This is a genomic window from Liquorilactobacillus satsumensis (genome assembly GCF_964065465.1).
In the GTDB taxonomy this organism is placed as follows: domain Bacteria; phylum Bacillota; class Bacilli; order Lactobacillales; family Lactobacillaceae; genus Liquorilactobacillus; species Liquorilactobacillus satsumensis.
Map to the genome: position 1 here is coordinate 2096437 of NZ_OZ061606.1, position 17986 is coordinate 2114422.

Sequence of the window (17986 nt, forward strand, 5' to 3'; positions counted from 1 at the left end):
TGGAGGGATTGGTGATCGCTTATCGATATTATGTTGTCGCTAAAGGCAAAAAACCAGGAATTTATCATTCATGGGCTGAATGTCAGCGTGAGGTGAATGGTTTCAGGAACCCCCTTTTTAAGGGATTTAACGAACTTAAGAGGGCACAGGAGTGGCTGGCGCATCCAACTTTGGCTAAAACGCAGCAAAAATCTAGTGCAAAACAAAAGCGTGTTAAAGATAATGGTACTAATTTTGCGGTGTATTTGTGGACAGATGGCGGTTCGCGTAATCACGGTAATCAAAAAGGACAACATGTAAAGCCCGATGACAAGGCAGCCTGGGCTTACCTAATAATTAGTGGAACACAGCGTTTTTCGGCAGCTGGTGGTGAATATGGTGCTACGAATAATCGGATGGAAGTTATGGCGCTGTTGCAGGCTTTGAAAAAAGTTAAGCAGTTAGGTAAAAATAATGCTAAAATCTGTGCAACGCTTGATTCACGGTATGTACTTGACGCTATTCAAAAAGGGTGGTTGGCTGCTTGGCAAAGGCGGGGCTGGAAAACTGCAAGTGGAACTCAAGTTGCCAATCAAGCACTTTGGGAGGAATTGGCGCAGGTATTGCCGGACTTTTCACAGCTATATTTTGAGTGGACCAAAGGACATCGGGATAATCAGGGCAATGTTTTTGTTGACGAATTACTCAATAAAGAGATGGATCAACTATAAAAAGGGGGATTTGGGTTGAAAACAATTGTCATCGTAGCGCATCCCACAGTGAATTCCTCTGGAACGCAGCAATTTCTCAAAGAAGCTTTGCAGTCTGCGCAAGAGGTAAAATGGCATCCACTTTCTTGGGCACTCATGCAAGATGCTAGCACAATTGTGCAGGAAAGACGCATGCTCCATTCTTATACGCGGATTATCTTTCAATTTCCTTTGTATTGGCATCAAGCACCTGCACTGTTGCATTTTTGGCTAGAAAAGGTGTTACAGACAACCGATGGAGAATGGCTAGCAGGCAAGGAACTTGGACTTGTGGTCAGCTTAGGGCGTCCGTTAAGCGTTTATCGTCAGGGAGGGTCAGTCGGAGTTTCACTTTCAGAGCTGTTGAGCCCCTTTAGTGCGATTGCGCATCAATTGCAGCTCAAGTTGTTACCATTTTTTGAGATCACCCAATTTTACTATTTAAGTGCTGTGCAAAAACAGTGTTTGCTGATTAAGTACTTACAATATCTTGAATTGGAACAGCCAGCAACTTTTGCACAGCAAGAAGAATGGTTTGTGAAACGCTTTCGAAAAATGCTCCAAGAACAAGGCGACACGGAAGTGACTTTGCCGCAAAAGGAACTTGTAAAACTTTTTCAAGAACGTGCTGAAGAACTTGCCGAGCTTAAGGCAGAGCTGGCGCTGATGAAGGAGGAGGATGAAGATTAGGGAAAAAGATGATTGGCTGATCAACCAACTGGATTTGTTAGCCACCCAGAGTAAAAGATATGAAACACGTGCCTTTTTTATGTGTATGAGTGAGTGTGCTGCAGAGCAAAAAAAGCGGTTGGAACAAGCTAAAGGTGAATTAGATGGGCGCTTATGGAGTCCTAAAAATTGGTAGGAGGAATGAAGATGGCAATTGATGAAAAAGCACTTGATTTTGAAATCAGCGAAAAACCGTTCAAAAGAATATTAGTTGCTGTGGATGAAGATGACTCAGATTCTTCAATCCGTGCGTTTCAGTTTGCGGTGACGATGGCTAAACGCAATCAAGCCGTCTTGGGAATCGTGTCTGTTCTTGAATTACAAGATCTCAATGTTTTCGAGACACTCAGTCCTGAGAAAATTAATAAATTAAGACAAAACTTAGCGAACGATGTAAATGTCTATGCTAGACAAGCGCAGAAACATGGTGTCGCTGAAATTGTACAATTAACTGCAGAAGGGAGACCCGGAGCAGCGATTATTGGGGAAGTTATACCAGAGTTTAAGCCTGATATTCTGATTTGTGGATCTAAGAGTAAACCAGTAAATAGTCGTCAAAGAATTTTTATTGGTTCGCAAGCAAGTTACATGGCACAAAATGCACCATGTTCAGTTCTTGTTATTCGTAAATGAAATTTTACGGTGGAAACTATTTTAGGATTAACAAGCGGTATAATTCGCTTTTTGGCGTAAATAATGACTTTGAAATTAAAGTATTATTATTTATCTGCCTAAAAGCGAATTTTTTTGCTATAATGAAGATATTCTGAATTTGAGAGGAAGTTTTTTAATCATGAAACGTTTCTTCAAGCTTGAAGAAAATGGGACTAACGTGACAACGGAAGTTCTGGCTGGTTTAACGACTTTTTTTGCCATGTCCTATATTTTATTCGTAGCACCAAATATTTTAGGCTCTACGGGCATGCCAACACAGGCAATTTTTTTGGCTACAATTATTTCATCTGTAGTGAGCACTTTGATTATGGCATTATTCGCAAATGTTCCTTATGTTCAGGCTCCTGGATTAGGTTTAGCAACTTTTTTTGCCTATACGGTGGTTTTGCAACTTGGTTTTTCGTGGCAGCAGGCATTAGCATTGGTTTTTCTTTGTGGAATTATTAATGTAGTTGTCACTGTAACTAAAATTAGAAGATTGATTATTAAATCGATTCCGGAAGTATTACAGCATGCTATCGGAGGCGGAATTGGAATCTTCGTGGCTTATATCGGAATTAAAAATGCGGGATTTTTAAAATTCATTACGGATAAAAGTGGGATTTTATCAATTAATGGAACTGCGTATAATGCAGCGACCACTCATTTTAAAGGCGGAATTTCTGCGATTGTTTCTAACAGCAGTGTGACTCCTGCATTGATTAATTTTAATCAGGCAGCTCCCTTAGTTGCACTTGTGGGATTGATCTTGATGATTTTTATGGTGGTAAGAAATTACAGGGCCGCAATTTTGATTGGAATTGTGTTGACGACGCTGATTGGAATTCCATTTGGAGTAACTCATCTCGAAATGGCGAGTGGTAATTCGCTGGGAGCCTCCTTTGTAGAATTAAAAACAACTGTTGGTGCGGCTTTTGGACCTAAAGGAATGGGCTCTTTATTTAATGAACCTGGCAGAATCTTGTTAGGGGTTATGACAATCTTTGCTTTTAGTTTAACTGATATTTTTGACACAATTGGAACTTTCATCGGCACAGGTAAAAGAACAGGCATTTTTTCAAAAGAAGATGAAAAAGAATTCTTTAATGGTCATGGGTTCAAATCTAAAATGGATCGTTCGCTTTTTTCAGATGCAATTGGTTCAGTTATTTCTGCAATTTTCGGAACTTCAAATGTAACGACCTTTGTTGAGAGTGCATCTGGAATCAGTGTTGGCGGGCGGACGGGGTTAACCAGTTTGACGGCTGCGGCAATGTTTGCAGTCAGCAGTTTGTTAGCACCTGTAATTGCAATTATTCCCGATGCTGCAACTGCACCAGCCTTGATTGTTGTTGGAATTATGATGATGGGTGCATTTAGGAACATTGATTGGAGCAATCTTGAAGATGCAGTCCCAGCGTTTTTTGCTTCGGTATTTATGGCAATGTGTTACAGCATTTCGTACGGAATTGCGGCCGGTTTTATTTTTTACATGGCAGTCAAGCTTGCCAAAAACAAGTTTAAGGAAGTTCATCCGATGATGATTGTCTGCACATTGTTATTTGTAATTAATTTTGTGGTTTTGGCATTAATTGAATAGGTCAAATGACCGAGATTAAATAAATTTTAGCTGAATTGGAATGATTGCTGTCTAATCTTCCGGGACTGATTTTAAAAGTAAAGTTACGCACTCAGGCAAAAAAAGTGATCTTTGAGCCTAGTGCGTAATTTTGTTATTATAGTGATTTATGATGTAAACTTTAGCCGTGAAAAATGGAATTGACGGTTAAAAGAAGCAATTTTATTAAAAATTAAGAATTGCGCTAGGGTACCATTAGAACTCTTGTTCAATAACCTTAAGCTGGTTTTTTAGTAGTGTAAAAGCATGCTGACTTGAAGAAAGAGGATAATTTAGTTAACCTTTAAAAGAAAGTGTGCTATCGTATACGTTATACGTTTTTTATCTGGATGAGATTCGATGCAGATGACGGGGTGGTTAAAATCAAACACAAAATAATTATTATGGTCTGTGCTGTCTTTATTCTGGCAGCTTGCGCCGGTGGATATACCTATTACCGCATGACCCATTTCAACAAGCATGTGGAAATCAACGGGATTAATGTTGGTGCAATGAGTGCAGACAACGCAGTCAATCATTTAAAAAAACGCAGTGTTAGCAATAATGTTTATTTGAACAACAAATTATTTTTCCACGGTAAAAAGACAGCCTCTGGTTTCACGGCTGCAGATACGGCGAAAATTAAAAAACTTGTTCAAAAACAATGGACGTGGTTTCCTTCTAAGAAAACAGTCAGCTACCAGATTGTGCCTTCTAAGATGAGTAATTACAGACAAAAGGTCGTGCGGCAAAAGGTAAAAGAGTTGCTGACGCAAAAAAATTTAACGCGCCAGCAGGCAGTTGATGCAGCAGCAACGCTTGAATATGGCAAGATCAGTGTTTCAGCTCCCAAAAGTGGAAAACAATACGATGTGAACGCGATTATGCGTGAGTTTGACAAAAAGCAGGAATTAGCTTCAATTAAGCTGACGGGAACCATCAAACAGCCCTTAACTGCACAGAGTAAAAAAGTGACTGAAGAAAAGACCAAGCTAAACAGTCTTGCTCAGCGGTCAGTAGCATACAAGGTGCAGCAGACAACCTACAATCTGGCAGCAAAGGATGTCTTGAGTAAGGTAACCTATTCAAATGGCAAATATCAAATTGAACAGGCGGGAATCCTGAAAGAAGTTGATCAAATTAACCAGAAACAAGCGACACTGAAGAAAAGCATCAGTTTTAAAACGCATGCTGGTAAACAGGTTACGGTTGCAGGAGGCACTTACGGTTGGGCACTCAAAGCAAGTGACGCGGTTAAGAGTATTACCACGGCCTTTGTCAAGGATACAAAGCAAATTGATGCTAGTTCAGATATTTATGGAGTAGGGTATTTGACATATGGAACGGGTTACTCTAATACGGCAAACAATGGTCTTGGAACAACCTATGCTGAGGTTTCTATTTCCGATCAACATGCCTGGTTCTATAAAGATGGCAAAGAAGTTTATTCGACTGAGATAGTTACAGGTAAACACAGTACAAATGAAGATACACCAACAGGACTCTGGTATGTGATGTATAAGCAGTCACCTTCAACGCTCAAGGGAAGCGAGGCTGGGAATTCCAACTATTCTGTTAAGGTGAACTACTGGGCGCAGTTTACTAATAGCGGGTGCGGTTTCCATGATGCGAGTTGGAGAACTGATTGGTCTAGCACGGCGTATTTGAAAAATGGGTCAGGAGGCTGTGTGAATACACCAAGTGATCACATGGAAAGTGTCTATAATAATCTTTCGCAAGGTGAACCAGTAGTCGTTTACTAGTATTTGCAAAGAACTTGGGTCTAATGAAGTTCTATGTTACAATATGGCTATGGGGATGTTCTGGATTCGACAGGTATAGGTCGAGCTTGAATTGCATCTCGTAGTTGCGCGACGTAAAGACGCTCAGTTAAAATATAACTGCAAAAAATAATAACAATTCTTACGCTTTAGCTGCCTAAGTAGCTGAGTGTAGATCCGCCTAACATCGTCCATGTGTTGGTCACGGGTCTCAAATTTAGTGGACTTACGCCTGCTAGTTCCCACCTGAAGCTAAGGGAAGAGATTAATCAGGTTAGTTGTCAGCGTTAGCCCTGTCATATGGCGCAGCAGACAATGAAAATCCAAGTAGTATGACTATGGATGTAGAGATTTAAGTGGCGATATGCTTGGACGCGGGTTCGATCCCCGCCATCTCCATAAAAAAGAGAGTGTGACATAAGTTGGTAAAATTTGAGTGCTAACTCGAAATTACGAACATCGTGAGTACTTGGCTATGAGTAATTCGAAGCTAGACGGAGAATTTTGACTTATGGAACACGTTTATTCGGAATAAAAGAGGGGCTGTGACAAAAGTTAAATTTTGTCACAGCCCCTCTTTCTGATACTTGCCCAGCACGGAGCTAGAGCAAAAGTTTAATTTTGACGAGATGTGGGTAAGTTATGTTACGCAGCAATGTTCAGCAACTTACGTGGTAAAAAATTTTCTAGTTTTTTGAAAAAGATCACTTCTTTTTTTCATAAAATTCAAATAAAAATAATATTTTAAATGTATGGTATTATGTGAGAAGATAAAAAGTTCTACGAAAAGGGATGTGTGACCTGATGAAGTTATTGATGATTGAAGATAACAAGTCTGTATCGGAAATGATGTCAATGTTTTTTAAGAAGGAAAATTGGGAAGTCCATTATGCATATGATGGTCTTGAGGCACTTGAGAAGTTTAAGGAAAGTCCTCAATCTTGGGATATGATTACACTTGATCTTAATTTACCAGGAATGGATGGAATTCAAGTAAATAATGAAATTCGGTCAATTTCTACCACCGTGCCGATCATTATTTTGACGGCCCGCGATTCAGAAAGTGATCAAGTGCTGGGACTTGAGATGGGGGCCGATGATTATGTTGTTAAACCCTTCAGTCCAATTACGCTGATTGCACGTATCAAAGCTTTGCATCGCCGTGCTGGTCTGGGAGGCAGCGCTGAAAAAGAGGAAGAAACCGAATCTTCTTTTGATGTTGTAACTGAACATTTTAAGCTGAACACGAAGACAAGGGAGGCTTATTTATTGAATAAACCAATTGAGGATTTGACCCCTAAGGAGTTCGATCTCTTGAAGACTTTGTCGCAGAAACCACGACAGGTTTTTTCACGTGATCAATTACTTCAGCTGGTTTGGCACTATGAATTCTATGGTGATGAACGGACTGTTGATGCGCATATTAAAAAGTTACGCCAAAAAATTGAAAAAGTTGGCCCTCAGGTAATTCAAACAGTATGGGGTGTTGGCTATAAATTTGATGATTCTGAGGCAAATGCACGATGAAGCTGATATATCAGCAGATGATCGCCTTTTTTGTTGTCATCACAGCTCTTTTGGCAATTCTGGGCTTTTCTTTTTTCCATGTAACCAAAACATTAATCTATGAAAACACATGGAATCAGCTTGAAGGCTATGCATACAGCTTAAAGACGCAATCAATGACAATTGAGCGAGGAGCTAACGGCAAGCAGACTTTTACGTTAGATATTGGTAAATTGCAGACAAGTGAGCTGTTGTTGCGTAACCAACAAGTGCACTTTACGATTTATACGACACGTAATAAGGTCATGTATCCAGATCAAGGATATCAATCGACGATTTCGACCAGTGACTGGAAAAAATTGGAGTCTGGGCAGATTATAAGAAGAAAAAGTGATCTTGGCTGGCGCGGACCGGATAAAGCAAAGGTCCAAAATCAGCAAAGAATGACTGATATTCTGGCGCCGTGTTTTGATCAATCAGGTCAGTTGGTAGCCGTGATCTCTGTAGGTGCCAAAGTCTCAAGTTTGCAGGAGAGTTTTACTAAGATTCAGCGAAATCTGTTTTATGTGCTGTTATTTTCCGCACTGTTAGGGGTTGCGATTAGTTATTTATTGGCACACTATATTACTAAACGGATTAGTAAATTACGTAACGCTACCCGCGCAGTTGCTAATGGCGATTTTGATGTTACACTTGTAGATCATAAAAGAGATGAGCTTGATGACTTGGCTAATGACTTCAATCAGATGACAAGTTCATTAAAACAGTCGAATGAGGAGATCAGCAGGCAAGAGCAAAAGAGACGCCAGTTTATGGCCGATGCAGCTCACGAGATGCGGACACCACTGACAACCATCAACGGTTTGTTGGAAGGCTTAGCATATGATGCAATTCCTGAGGAGAGCAAGGAAAAAAGCATTGAACTAATGCGTAATGAGACGCGGCGGTTAATCAGATTAGTCAATGAGAATCTTGACTATGAAAAAATTCGGAGTGGCCAGATTGAACTCAGACGTACAACTTTTGATGCGATGAATGTTATCCATAACGTAGCTGCACAGCTTAAGAAAAAGGCTCAAAGTGCAGGCGATACAATCGAAGTTGCAGGACCCACAAAGTTGCCAGTCTTTGCAGACTATGATCGCTTTGTTCAGATTATGTTTAATATCACTCAAAATGCGGTCCAATTTACTACAAATGGTGTCATTAGAATTTCTGCAGAACGTGGATATAAGAGTTCCATCTTAAGAATTGCAGATAATGGAATTGGCATGGATGATGAACAATTAAAAAATATTTGGGAACGTTACTACAAGGCAGACGCTTCACGTAGAAATACCAAGTATGGCGAGTCTGGGTTAGGACTTGCAATTGTACAACAGTTGATGGAGCAACATGGTGGTAAGGTTGAGGTGATCAGTAAACCGAATAAAGGTTCAACCTTTACACTGATTTTTCCGGATGAAAAGGGAAAATAACAAAAGCGCCAAGTAAAATTTAGAACTTTTAGATGACTTATAAAAAGCTAAAAGGAAAGCCTCCAAAGTAGATGTGACAGACTTTGGGGGCTTTTTGATCCATGTTTTAGCACTAGATGTTTGGAAGGGGCTGTGACAAAAGTTAACTTTTGTCACAGCCCCTCTTTTATTTCGGGTAAACGTGTTTCATAAGTCAAAATTCTCCGTCTAACTTCGAATTACTCATAGCAAAGTACTCGCTATGTTCATAATTTCGAGTTAGTACTCAAATTTTCCCGACTTATGTCACACTCTCTCTTTTACCCCGGGTAAACGTGTTCCATAAGTCAAAATTCTCCGTCTAACTTCGAATTACTCATAGCAAAGTACTCGCTATGTTCGTAATTTCGAGTTAGCACTCAAATTTTCCCGACTTATGTCACACTCTCTCTTTTATCCGGGTAAACGTGTTCCATAAGTCAAAATTCTCCGTCTAACTTCGAATTACTCATAGCAAAGTACTCGCTATGTTCATAATTTCGAGTTAGTACTCAAATTTTCCCGACTTATGTCACACTCTTTTCCAAACTAAAATTAAATGTGTTGCGTTTGTTAGACCACTTTTAGTCAGTAATTCTCATTATTTACTACTGCTTTTTTGGGAGGCCTTGTTCGAAGAGCTTGTGGCACTTTTCAATGAAGAAGAAGCACTTTCCTCATTTTGTTGGTTTGAATCAGTTGTATTTAATTCAGGTGCATCAGATGTATAATCTGTAATGGTCGATTTGTTCCCATTTTGAGTCCAAAGGCTGGTTGATTTATTACCCAAGATTTGCTGGATCTTAGTGATTTCGCCAAAACTATTTTTATAGTTGTATGTTTTAGGATTGACGGGAGTAAATCCCTTTGGAACATAGAAACGCAACAAGTTCTTATTGTTGAGTGCATCAGAAAGTGAAAGTTCTTGACTGACCTGATCACCTGCTGCCGCTATCTTTGCCGCAACTGCAGCAGAAGGATGGGTAATCTGCTGACCGGTTTTGTTGTCATAGATATTGCCACTCACAACCGTGTAGTCAGGTGTCACGAAGTTTTCATTGCGAAAGGCCACGACTTGATCGTGACTGGAAGACAGAAGATCTGTGCCAAATTGAATATAAGACTTAGAGTTAATCCCTAACAAGTGCAAAATTGTGGGAAGAACATCAATTTCGCCACCATATTGATGCTGGACACCTGCATTTGTGACCCCAGGAATATGAATCATGAATGGCACCCGTTGCATTTGGACATTGTCGAAGTCATTCCAAGTTGAAGCAGATTTACCTAATAATGGAGCAAGTTTCAAATTCCGGGAGTTTGAAATCCCATAATGATCACCATAGATTACAATCATTGAGTTATTATATAACCCGCTTTTTTTCAGATAGTCAAAAAATTCTTTGACTGACTGATCTAGGTAGTGTGCAGTTACAAAATAATTGTCAACAGAGTCGTCACCAGTGTTTGCCGCTTTAAAGCTGGTATTTTGCTTGTCGAGAGTATATGGAAAATGATTCGAAACAGTAATAAATTTAGCATAGAAAGGCTGTTGGAGTCTTTCTAAATACTTAACAGAATCATGAAAAAGCAATTTATCCTTTAAGCCATACTCAGTCAGATTATTAGCATTGGTATTAAAGTAACTGGCATCAAAGAAATACTGATAACCAAGATTTTTATAGACATTATCGCGATTCCAAAATGAACCCTTATTCCCATGGAAAACAGCGCTTGAATAACCGGCCTGTTGTTTTAGGATTGCAGGTGCACCTTCAAAGGTATTGTCAGTCCCAAGAGCAGAGAAAAGTGAACCTTGTTGCAGACCATAGATGCTGGTTTCAAGCATATTTTCCGCATCTGAGGTTTTACCTTGACCAACCTGATTGAAGAAATTATCAAAACTATAAGTGGAGTTACTATTGTAGAGGCTGTTTAAGAAAGGAGTAACCTCTTTGCCATCTAGTCGATAATTAATCAGAAATTGCTGGAAGCTTTCCAGATGGATTACAATTACATTGCGGCCCTTGGCTAGGCCGTACGTTTTAACATTTGGTGCCGCATAGTGTTTCTGCGTAAAAGCTAGAATTTTATTCAAGTCAGCACTGTTAGCTTCACTGCGAACCTGATTGTTTTTAGCAGTTTTGATACCATCATAAAAGGTAAAGGCATCAATCCCCAAATATTTGACCAAATAATTGCGATCAAAAGTACGACTCAGCAGTTGTGGACGATCAATTTCCCCAAGCGTTAAATTAAACAGCAAAAAAAAGAGGGAAAAAGAAGTTAATGCAACTGCTTGACGTGTCGGAATGGCATGTCTGTCGATCCGAATAAGCTTGGTGGTAAAACCAATTATCAGTAAGAACAAATCAGCAATGATAATAATATCTTGCGGTTTAAGAAGTGCAAAAGAACTGGTACTCAAGCCGTCGGAGACAGAAGAGTAGCCAAAGATCACGTTAATTGTCATGAAATCAGTAAACTCACGATAATAGATAACATTAAATAAGAGCAAGACGGAATTGGCTATGTAGACTAGTAGCAAAACCGTGTAGGCTGGGACTGAGCGTTTGATGTACAAAGCACTACCAAATAAAAGTAAAGTTGTTGCAATTGGATTAAGCAAAAGCACCATATATTGATAAAAGCCTGTGACACCCAGATGAAAGTCGATCAGATAAACCAAAATCGTCTTTAACCAGAAAAGTAAAACCAGAAAAGTAAAAAAGCCCCAGCGTGTACTCAAAATATTTTTTAGTTTTAATAGGTACACGGTATTTGATCGTCCCTTCTGAAAATTTGAACTAACGACTTATTCTAAACCATTTGTCAAATTAACGTCAATTTACAGAGACGATATTATGAAAGATTTAGGAAGTTTATGAGGTTAAAACCAAAAATCAGCGAAGTAATGTTACAATTAAAAAGGATCTTTTTGAAGCGTTGATTCAAGCATGATTACAAAATAAGAATAATGGAGATACAAAATTTGAAGACAATTGAAATAACAAAACAAGCAGCACGTAAATATAGTGACGGCTATCCACGGTTGAACGTCCGTGATTTTGTTGAGCGCTATGCTGGAGCGGATGGCGAATTTATCCGTCTCGTCTGCGAAAAGTCATTTGTTGCTTATGCTTATTTGGCAAAACAGCGTAATAATGATGGTTGGATTTTAGCAACCAAGGAACAAGCTGTACCTAATCAGGAGTTTTTCCGCAAGTTGTTTACGATGGCGCAAATCAGGAGAAAGGCATTTTATTATCAAGCCGAAACAAATGCTTTTCGCTTTTTTAACGGTGCTGGAGATGGCTTAGGTGGAATTACGATTGATTATTACGCAGGTTATTATGTTTTTACCTTTGACAATAAGGGAATTTATTATCAGCGTGCAGAACTCTATCGCGCATTTGCCGAAGCTGTTCCAGATGCTAACGGAGTTTATGAAAAACTACAATTCAATGTCCAAAAAGATGCATTAAAAACGCAGCATGTCAGTGGACAGACAGCGCCGGAAAAACTTGAGATCCTGCAAGAAGGACTTCGGCTGCAAGTCGCTTTAAATGCAGGCATGCTGGAGGCTTCGTTAGACAAACGTGTCTTGATGAATGCACTTTTAGATGGGAGAGCTGCAGCCAAAATTGTTTTAAATCTTTTTAGCGATGATGGAGCGCTTAGTATAGCCGCGATGCGCGGCGGAGCGTTTAAAACTGTTAATGTTGATCTGACTGCTAAAGCAATGAAGCAAGCTGCTGAGAATTTTACTTTGAATGGAATTACTCCAGAAAAACAAGAGCTACGTGCTTTGGATGTTACTAGCTATTTGGATTATGCACAAAAGCATCATATTAAATATGACATGGTTATTATTGATCCACCTGTTTTCGTCCGCTCTAAACGTGGGACTTTTTCGCTGACGAAGGATTACCCTGCATTAATTGTTGCGGCACTCAAAACTGTTAAAAAGGGTGGGAGTTTAGTACTGACGGCAAATACACCTACCTTAACACTGAAGCAATTTAAAGTACTGCTAACGGATGTATTCAGGAAAACTGGGTGTTCTTTTGAACTGGGCGATATCTTTACTGCACCGGAAGACTTTGTCCTAAATAAGAAAGAACATGTGGGTTCTGCTTTTAAAAGCATTGTTGTGACTGTTGGTTAAGGATCGAATTATTCTAGTTAATCACAGCTTGTCTTAGGCAGAGACAAACTGTTATAATACGGTCTTGCAGAGAGAAAAATGAGAAATGAGGTTTGAAGTTATGTTAATTGCCTTGATCCCTGCAATCGCATGGGGTAGTGTTGGGCTTGTCAGTGGAAAGCTGGGTGGAAGTGCTAACCAGCAGACGCTGGGAATGACTTGGGGCGCACTATTATTTAGTTTGGTGACAACAATTATTTTTTGGAACAATGTGGTTGCACACAGTAGTTTAAAAGTTATTTTTGTAGGAATCATTTCTGGTCTTTTCTGGAGTTTGGGACAAAATCAGCAATTTCATTCAATGAAAGCAATTGGAATATCTAAAACAGTTCCGCTTTCGACAGGCTTGCAGCTGTTTTTTAATGCATTGGCCGGAGTCGTTGTTTTTCACGAGTGGAAAACGATTCATCAGATTTCAATTGGCACTACGGCTTTAGTGATCTTGATTGCGGGCGCCACATTGACTTCACTGAGAGATAGACGTGCACAGACTGCTACGGCTGGCTTGCAGGAAGATTGGAAAATAGGAACTCGGGCATTGGCACTTTCAACTTTAGGGTATGTAGGGTATGCGGTTGTTGTAAATTTAGCAAATGTCGATACTAAAGCAATGGTCTTACCACAAGCATTTGGAATGGTGATTGGAGCCAGTTTCTTTGCTTTTGGGAAAGATGCTTTTAAGAAGGAATCTTTTAAAAACATTGCGACCGGGTTTTTATGGGGTACAGGAAACATTTTTATGTTCCTAGCAATTCCGCTAGTTGGGCTAGCAATCAGCTATTCCTTTTCCCAGATGGGAATTATTATTTCTACTTTTGGCAGTATCTTATTTCTTGGGGAGCAGAAAACAAAACGAGAAATGATCTATATTACAATTGGTTCGTTTCTGATTATCGGCGGCGGAATTTTACTTTCAAATATTTAGGAGATCAATGTTTAAAGAAGCTTGCATGTTTGGTTGAGAAGTCATCAAGAGTTTGGGACAAAAGTCGCGAACTCTTTTTTTGAGAGTGTGACATAAGTCGTGAAAATTTGAGTGCTAACTCGAAATTACGAACATAGCGAGTACTTTGCTATGAGTAATTCGAAGTTAGACGGAGAATTTTGACTTATGGAACACGTTTATCCGGAATAAAAGAGAGAGTGTGACATAAGTCGTGAAAATTTGAGTACTAACTCGAAATTACGAACATAGCGAGTACTTTGCTATGAGTAATTCGAAGTTAGACGGAGAATTTTGACTTATGGAACACGTTTATCCAGAATAAAAGCGGGGCTGTGCCAAAATTTAACTTTTGTCGCAGTCCCTTTTTTGTGTCCTTTGTTTCCAAACAGCTAATGCTGAAACGCTTTTTGTCTCATTTTCTGATTTTTACTTGGGAAAGTGCTGAGGAACCGTGCCTTAAGCTGCGTACAGGTTTTTTGTTTGGCAGTAAGTTGCAGGTGCAGCACAGAGTAATAAGGCTTTATAAGCTATCTTTAAGTGTTTTTAAGGATAAATCATAAAATATCGTGAAAAAAGCGCACAAACTGCGAGTTTTATTGTATAATGAGAGCGGTTATATAAAAAGAATAAAAAGGAGAGTAAAGTGATGGCACATATTTCTTTTGACAGTTCCAACCTAACCAAGTTTGTTCAGAAAAATGAATTAGGAGAAATGCAAGCGCTTGTAACGGCTGTTGATGAAGAATTACGCAAAGGTACAGGAGCGGGAAATGATTTCCGTGGGTTCTTGAATTTGCCGGTTGACTATGATAAGGAAGAATTTGCGCGAATTAAGAAAGCTGCAAAGAAGATTCAGTCCGATTCTGATGTCCTAGTTGTAATCGGAATTGGCGGATCATACTTGGGGGCACGTGCAGCAATTGAATTTTTGCATCATACCTTTTTCAATTTGCTTCCAACCGAAAAACGGAATGCACCTCAGATTTTCTTTGCGGGAAATTCAATTAGTTCCTCTTATGTAGCTGATCTGTTAGAATTGATTGGCGATCGTGACTTTTCTGTAAATGTAATTTCGAAATCAGGGACAACTACTGAACCTTCGATTGCTTTTCGGATTTTTAAGGAAAAACTGCTTGCTAAGTATGGCAAAGAGGGTGCCAAGGAAAGAATCTATGCAACTACAGATCGTGCGCGTGGAGCATTGAAGACCGAGGCCGATGCAGAAGGATATGAATCTTTTGTCATCCCTGATGATGTGGGCGGCCGCTTCTCAGTGTTATCTCCTGTTGGTTTATTGCCAATCGCAGCTTCTGGTGCAGATGTTGATGCTTTGATGAAAGGCGCAGCAGATGCACGAACAGATTACACAGATGCTGATTTGACCAAAAACGAAGCATATCAGTATGCAGCTTTGCGTAATATTTTGTATCGCAAGGGCTACACTACTGAAATTCTGGAGAATTATGAACCATCACTACAGTACTTCTCTGAATGGTGGAAGCAATTGATGGGCGAATCTGAAGGTAAGGATCAAAAAGGAATTTATCCATCTTCTGCTAACTTTTCGACTGATCTGCACTCATTGGGGCAGTATATTCAAGAAGGCCGTCGTAACTTGATGGAAACTGTTGTTAAGGTGGGTAAACCCAATCATGATGTTACAATTCCTAAAGAAGAGGAAAATCTTGACGGTTTAGCCTATCTTGAAGGCAAGTCAATGGATTTTGTTAATACTAAGGCATTTCAAGGTGTAGTTTTAGCGCATACAGATGGAAATGTGCCGAATATGATTGTTAATATCCCAGACCGCACTGCTTATACTTTAGGATATACAATCTACTTCTTTGAGATTGCAGTTGCTATTTCAGGTTACTTAAATGGAATTAATCCATTCAACCAACCAGGAGTTGAAGCTTACAAGCATAACATGTTTGCACTTTTAAATCGCCCTGGCTTTGAGGAGCTAAGTAAAGAATTAAATGCCCGTCTGGGTGATTAGTATTTAGATTAGGCACTATTAAAGAGATAAGGTTTATTTCTGATTCAGCAAGAAAATGTTTTTTCATTTTCTTGCTGAATCTTTTTTAATACATTTAAAAATTTTACAAGTTTGATCAATTAGGTTTCAAACAGAAAATGCATTTAAAACGAAAAGTAAAACGTTTGATTTTTGGGGGGCAGTTGAATTCTGTGCTATTCTTTGTTTAGATAAGGGAAAGAAAGCATCCTTTATTTTGGCGGAGGCAGAGAATGAAAAATAAAAATATTATCGTCGAATCCCTGGCAGTTGCAGCTGCCGCGACTGGATTGGCAAGTGAGTATCTTTTCAAAAAGGCATTTGCACGCGTCGATTATGTGCCTGAGACATCGGACGCGAAGCAAAAATATGCAACAAAGTACTGGGAGTGCGTTGATTGGTTCAAAAAAAGGCCAAAGGAGCATTGGACCTTTGGAATTCCAGGAGAAACAGAACAGATGTCAGCTTATTATCTACCCGCTACAACAGAGTCGCAGCAGGTAGTCATCATTTCTCATGGATACAAGGGAAATGGTGAGACGATGGCAAACTATGCTAGAATGTTTTCTCAGATGGGCTTTAATGTATTGTTGCCAGATGATCGTGGTCATGGAGAAAGTGCAGGAAAGTACATCAGCTTTGGTTGGCTTGATCGTTTAGATTATTTAAAGTGGATTCAGAAAATAAACGCTAGGATTGGAGTAAACGCGCAAATTTTGCTGTTTGGCGTTAGCATGGGGGCCGCAACTGTTGCAATGCTAACAGGTGAAAGCTTGCCTCCACAGGTCAAATGTACAATTGCAGATTGCGGTTATTCCAGCATTGATGAAGAATTAACTTACCTACTTAAACAACAGTTTCATCTACCACGTTATCCATTCTATCCGCTAGTTAGTACAATTAATCATCACCGCTTAGGGTATTATTTACATTCTGTGTCTACAACGGCACAATTAAAGAAGAACACAAAGCCGATTTTTTTTATTCATGGTGAAAAAGATGCTTACGTTCCAGTTAAAATGGCATATGAAAACTATTATGCAACGTCAGCCCCAAAAGAACTGTGGATTGTTAAAGATGCAACCCATGCAGAAAGTTTCTGGAAAGATCCAGAAAGTTATCAGCGACATCTTAACAAATTTTTAGAGAGATATTACTATGAGAATCCAAAAAATGGGGTGGAAAGCAATGAAGATTGAAGGACATACACATACAGAACTTTGTCCGCATGGGAGTCAGGAAAAAACGGAAGAAATGATTCAAAGAGCAATTGCACTTGGTTTTGAGAAATATTGTATTACAGAACACGCTCCACTACCCGTGGGCTTCAAACAAGTGTATCAAGGAAGTGCAGCTGGGATTGATGAAGCTTCACTCGCTTGGAATCAATTAGATGAATATTTCAAATTAGGTGAATATTTACAGCAAAAATATGGAGATGTGCTGGAGATTTCAGTAGGTTTTGAAGTAGACTACATTCCTGGATTTGAGAAACAGATTCGGGCTTTTTTGGATGAGTACGGACCACGCACACAGCAAAATATTCTGTCGGTCCATTTTATGCGAGGGAAGGATAATGATTTTTGGTGCTTAGATCTGGCTGCAAGTGAATTTGAACAAGGTTTTGATGCCTGGTTGTCTCAGCCTCAGGAACTTTATCGGCGATACTTTACTGAAGTTAGGGAATCTGTTGAAGCTGATTTGGGAAAATATCGGCCGCAAAGAATAGGACACATGAGCCTCATCAAAAAATACCAAGATTATTTTGGCTTTCCTGAAGATTTTGATGAGAAAACGCTGCGAATTGTGCGCCAAATTCTGACAAGTATAAAAAGGCAAGAAAGACAGTTGGATTTAAATACGGCCGGTTTGTATAAGCCTGATTGCAATGAGTTTTATCCCGGTGCCCAGATTTGCCGACTCGCCCGAGAACAAGAAATTCCGTTAATCTATGGTTCCGACGCACATGCGGTTTCCGAAGTAGGACGGGGCTATCATCTTAAGAACGCACTTGTGGGACTTGACAAGCAGTAAATTAAAGAGTATTCTAACTTAAAATTAATAAATAACAAGTAAATAATAAAAAATAAAGATTATGATTAGAAGAGTAGCTGTTGACCGCTCGTTTAGAGAGTCCCTGTAGCTGAGAAAGGGATCGAAGTTAACCGTGAACCACATCTATGAATCAAAAGGCTGAAGATTCTTACTAGAATTGTGTAGGCTAAAACGAACAGTTCGTTATCGCTGTTGAAATTTTTCAACTTGAGGTTTGTTTCGTGAGGAACAAGCGAAGTGAGGTGGAAC

Annotated in this window: 14 protein-coding genes, 1 other RNA gene and 1 other annotated feature (1 of these 16 cut by a window edge); of the genes, 14 read left to right on the forward strand and 1 reads right to left on the reverse strand. The window is 39.5% G+C overall.

From position 1 onward, the window contains the following. The first annotated feature begins 14 nt into the window (after positions 1-14). The 9 genes from AB3Y88_RS09680 (at position 15) to AB3Y88_RS09720 (ending at position 8494) form a co-directional block, all read left to right on the forward strand. Complete coding sequence (locus AB3Y88_RS09680) at positions 15-710, forward strand: ribonuclease H family protein (protein WP_228889432.1); 696 nt, start codon at positions 15-17, stop codon at positions 708-710. 15 nt (positions 711-725) lie between these two features. Next, the gene (locus AB3Y88_RS09685; RefSeq protein ID WP_228889385.1) at positions 726-1418 is read left to right on the forward strand and encodes an NAD(P)H-dependent oxidoreductase; all 693 of its coding nucleotides are present in this window, start codon (positions 726-728) and stop codon (positions 1416-1418) included. Next, the gene (locus AB3Y88_RS09690) at positions 1408-1593 is read left to right on the forward strand and encodes a hypothetical protein (protein ID WP_054757682.1); all 186 of its coding nucleotides are present in this window, start codon (positions 1408-1410) and stop codon (positions 1591-1593) included. The genes AB3Y88_RS09685 and AB3Y88_RS09690 overlap by 11 nt, the downstream gene beginning before the upstream one ends. 11 nt (positions 1594-1604) lie before the next feature. Beyond that, positions 1605-2090: a universal stress protein gene (locus AB3Y88_RS09695; RefSeq protein WP_054757683.1), complete on the forward strand. Its 486-nt coding sequence runs from the start codon at positions 1605-1607 to the stop codon at positions 2088-2090. A gap of 160 nt (positions 2091-2250) precedes the next feature. After that, positions 2251-3711 carry an NCS2 family permease gene (locus AB3Y88_RS09700; protein WP_056960923.1) on the forward strand — a complete coding sequence of 487 codons (1461 nt, stop codon included), beginning with the start codon at positions 2251-2253 and terminating at the stop codon, positions 3709-3711. Between the two features lie 392 nt (positions 3712-4103). Further along, a complete protein-coding gene (locus tag AB3Y88_RS09705) occupies positions 4104-5492 on the forward strand; it encodes a L,D-transpeptidase (RefSeq protein ID WP_228889388.1) in 1389 nt (462 codons plus the stop codon). Between the two features lie 51 nt (positions 5493-5543). Then, positions 5544-5912: a transfer-messenger RNA gene (gene ssrA / locus AB3Y88_RS09710) on the forward strand. 402 nt (positions 5913-6314) lie between these two features. Continuing rightward, a complete protein-coding gene (locus AB3Y88_RS09715) occupies positions 6315-7037 on the forward strand; it encodes a response regulator transcription factor (RefSeq protein ID WP_056960924.1) in 723 nt (240 codons plus the stop codon). Continuing rightward, positions 7034-8494, forward strand: a complete 1461-nt coding sequence (locus AB3Y88_RS09720) for a HAMP domain-containing sensor histidine kinase (protein ID WP_056960925.1) — start codon at positions 7034-7036, stop codon at positions 8492-8494. The genes AB3Y88_RS09715 and AB3Y88_RS09720 overlap by 4 nt, the downstream gene beginning before the upstream one ends. Before the next feature lie 619 nt (positions 8495-9113). On the opposite strand, the gene AB3Y88_RS09725 is transcribed toward AB3Y88_RS09720, so the two are convergent. Next, positions 9114-11288: an LTA synthase family protein gene (locus AB3Y88_RS09725; RefSeq protein WP_056959466.1), complete on the reverse strand. Its 2175-nt coding sequence runs from the start codon at positions 11286-11288 to the stop codon at positions 9114-9116. Between the two features lie 216 nt (positions 11289-11504). On the opposite strand from AB3Y88_RS09725, the gene AB3Y88_RS09730 reads away from it, so the two are divergent. The 5 genes from AB3Y88_RS09730 (at position 11505) to hisJ (ending at position 17716) form a co-directional block, all read left to right on the forward strand. Beyond that, the gene (locus AB3Y88_RS09730; protein WP_054758142.1) at positions 11505-12680 is read left to right on the forward strand and encodes a class I SAM-dependent rRNA methyltransferase; all 1176 of its coding nucleotides are present in this window, start codon (positions 11505-11507) and stop codon (positions 12678-12680) included. Between the two features lie 100 nt (positions 12681-12780). Continuing rightward, entirely contained in the window at positions 12781-13644 is an 864-nt protein-coding gene (locus AB3Y88_RS09735; RefSeq protein WP_228889434.1) for a GRP family sugar transporter, read from the forward strand. A 667-nt stretch (positions 13645-14311) separates the two neighbouring features. Next, positions 14312-15664: a glucose-6-phosphate isomerase gene (locus AB3Y88_RS09740; protein ID WP_056959459.1), complete on the forward strand. Its 1353-nt coding sequence runs from the start codon at positions 14312-14314 to the stop codon at positions 15662-15664. A 251-nt stretch (positions 15665-15915) separates the two neighbouring features. After that, a complete protein-coding gene (locus AB3Y88_RS09745) occupies positions 15916-16881 on the forward strand; it encodes an alpha/beta hydrolase (protein WP_228889395.1) in 966 nt (321 codons plus the stop codon). Further along, positions 16871-17716, forward strand: a complete 846-nt coding sequence (gene hisJ / locus AB3Y88_RS09750; protein WP_228889398.1) for a histidinol-phosphatase HisJ — start codon at positions 16871-16873, stop codon at positions 17714-17716. The genes AB3Y88_RS09745 and hisJ overlap by 11 nt, the downstream gene beginning before the upstream one ends. Before the next feature lie 52 nt (positions 17717-17768). Continuing rightward, positions 17769-17986, forward strand: a binding site (T-box leader); it runs 20 nt beyond the window's last position.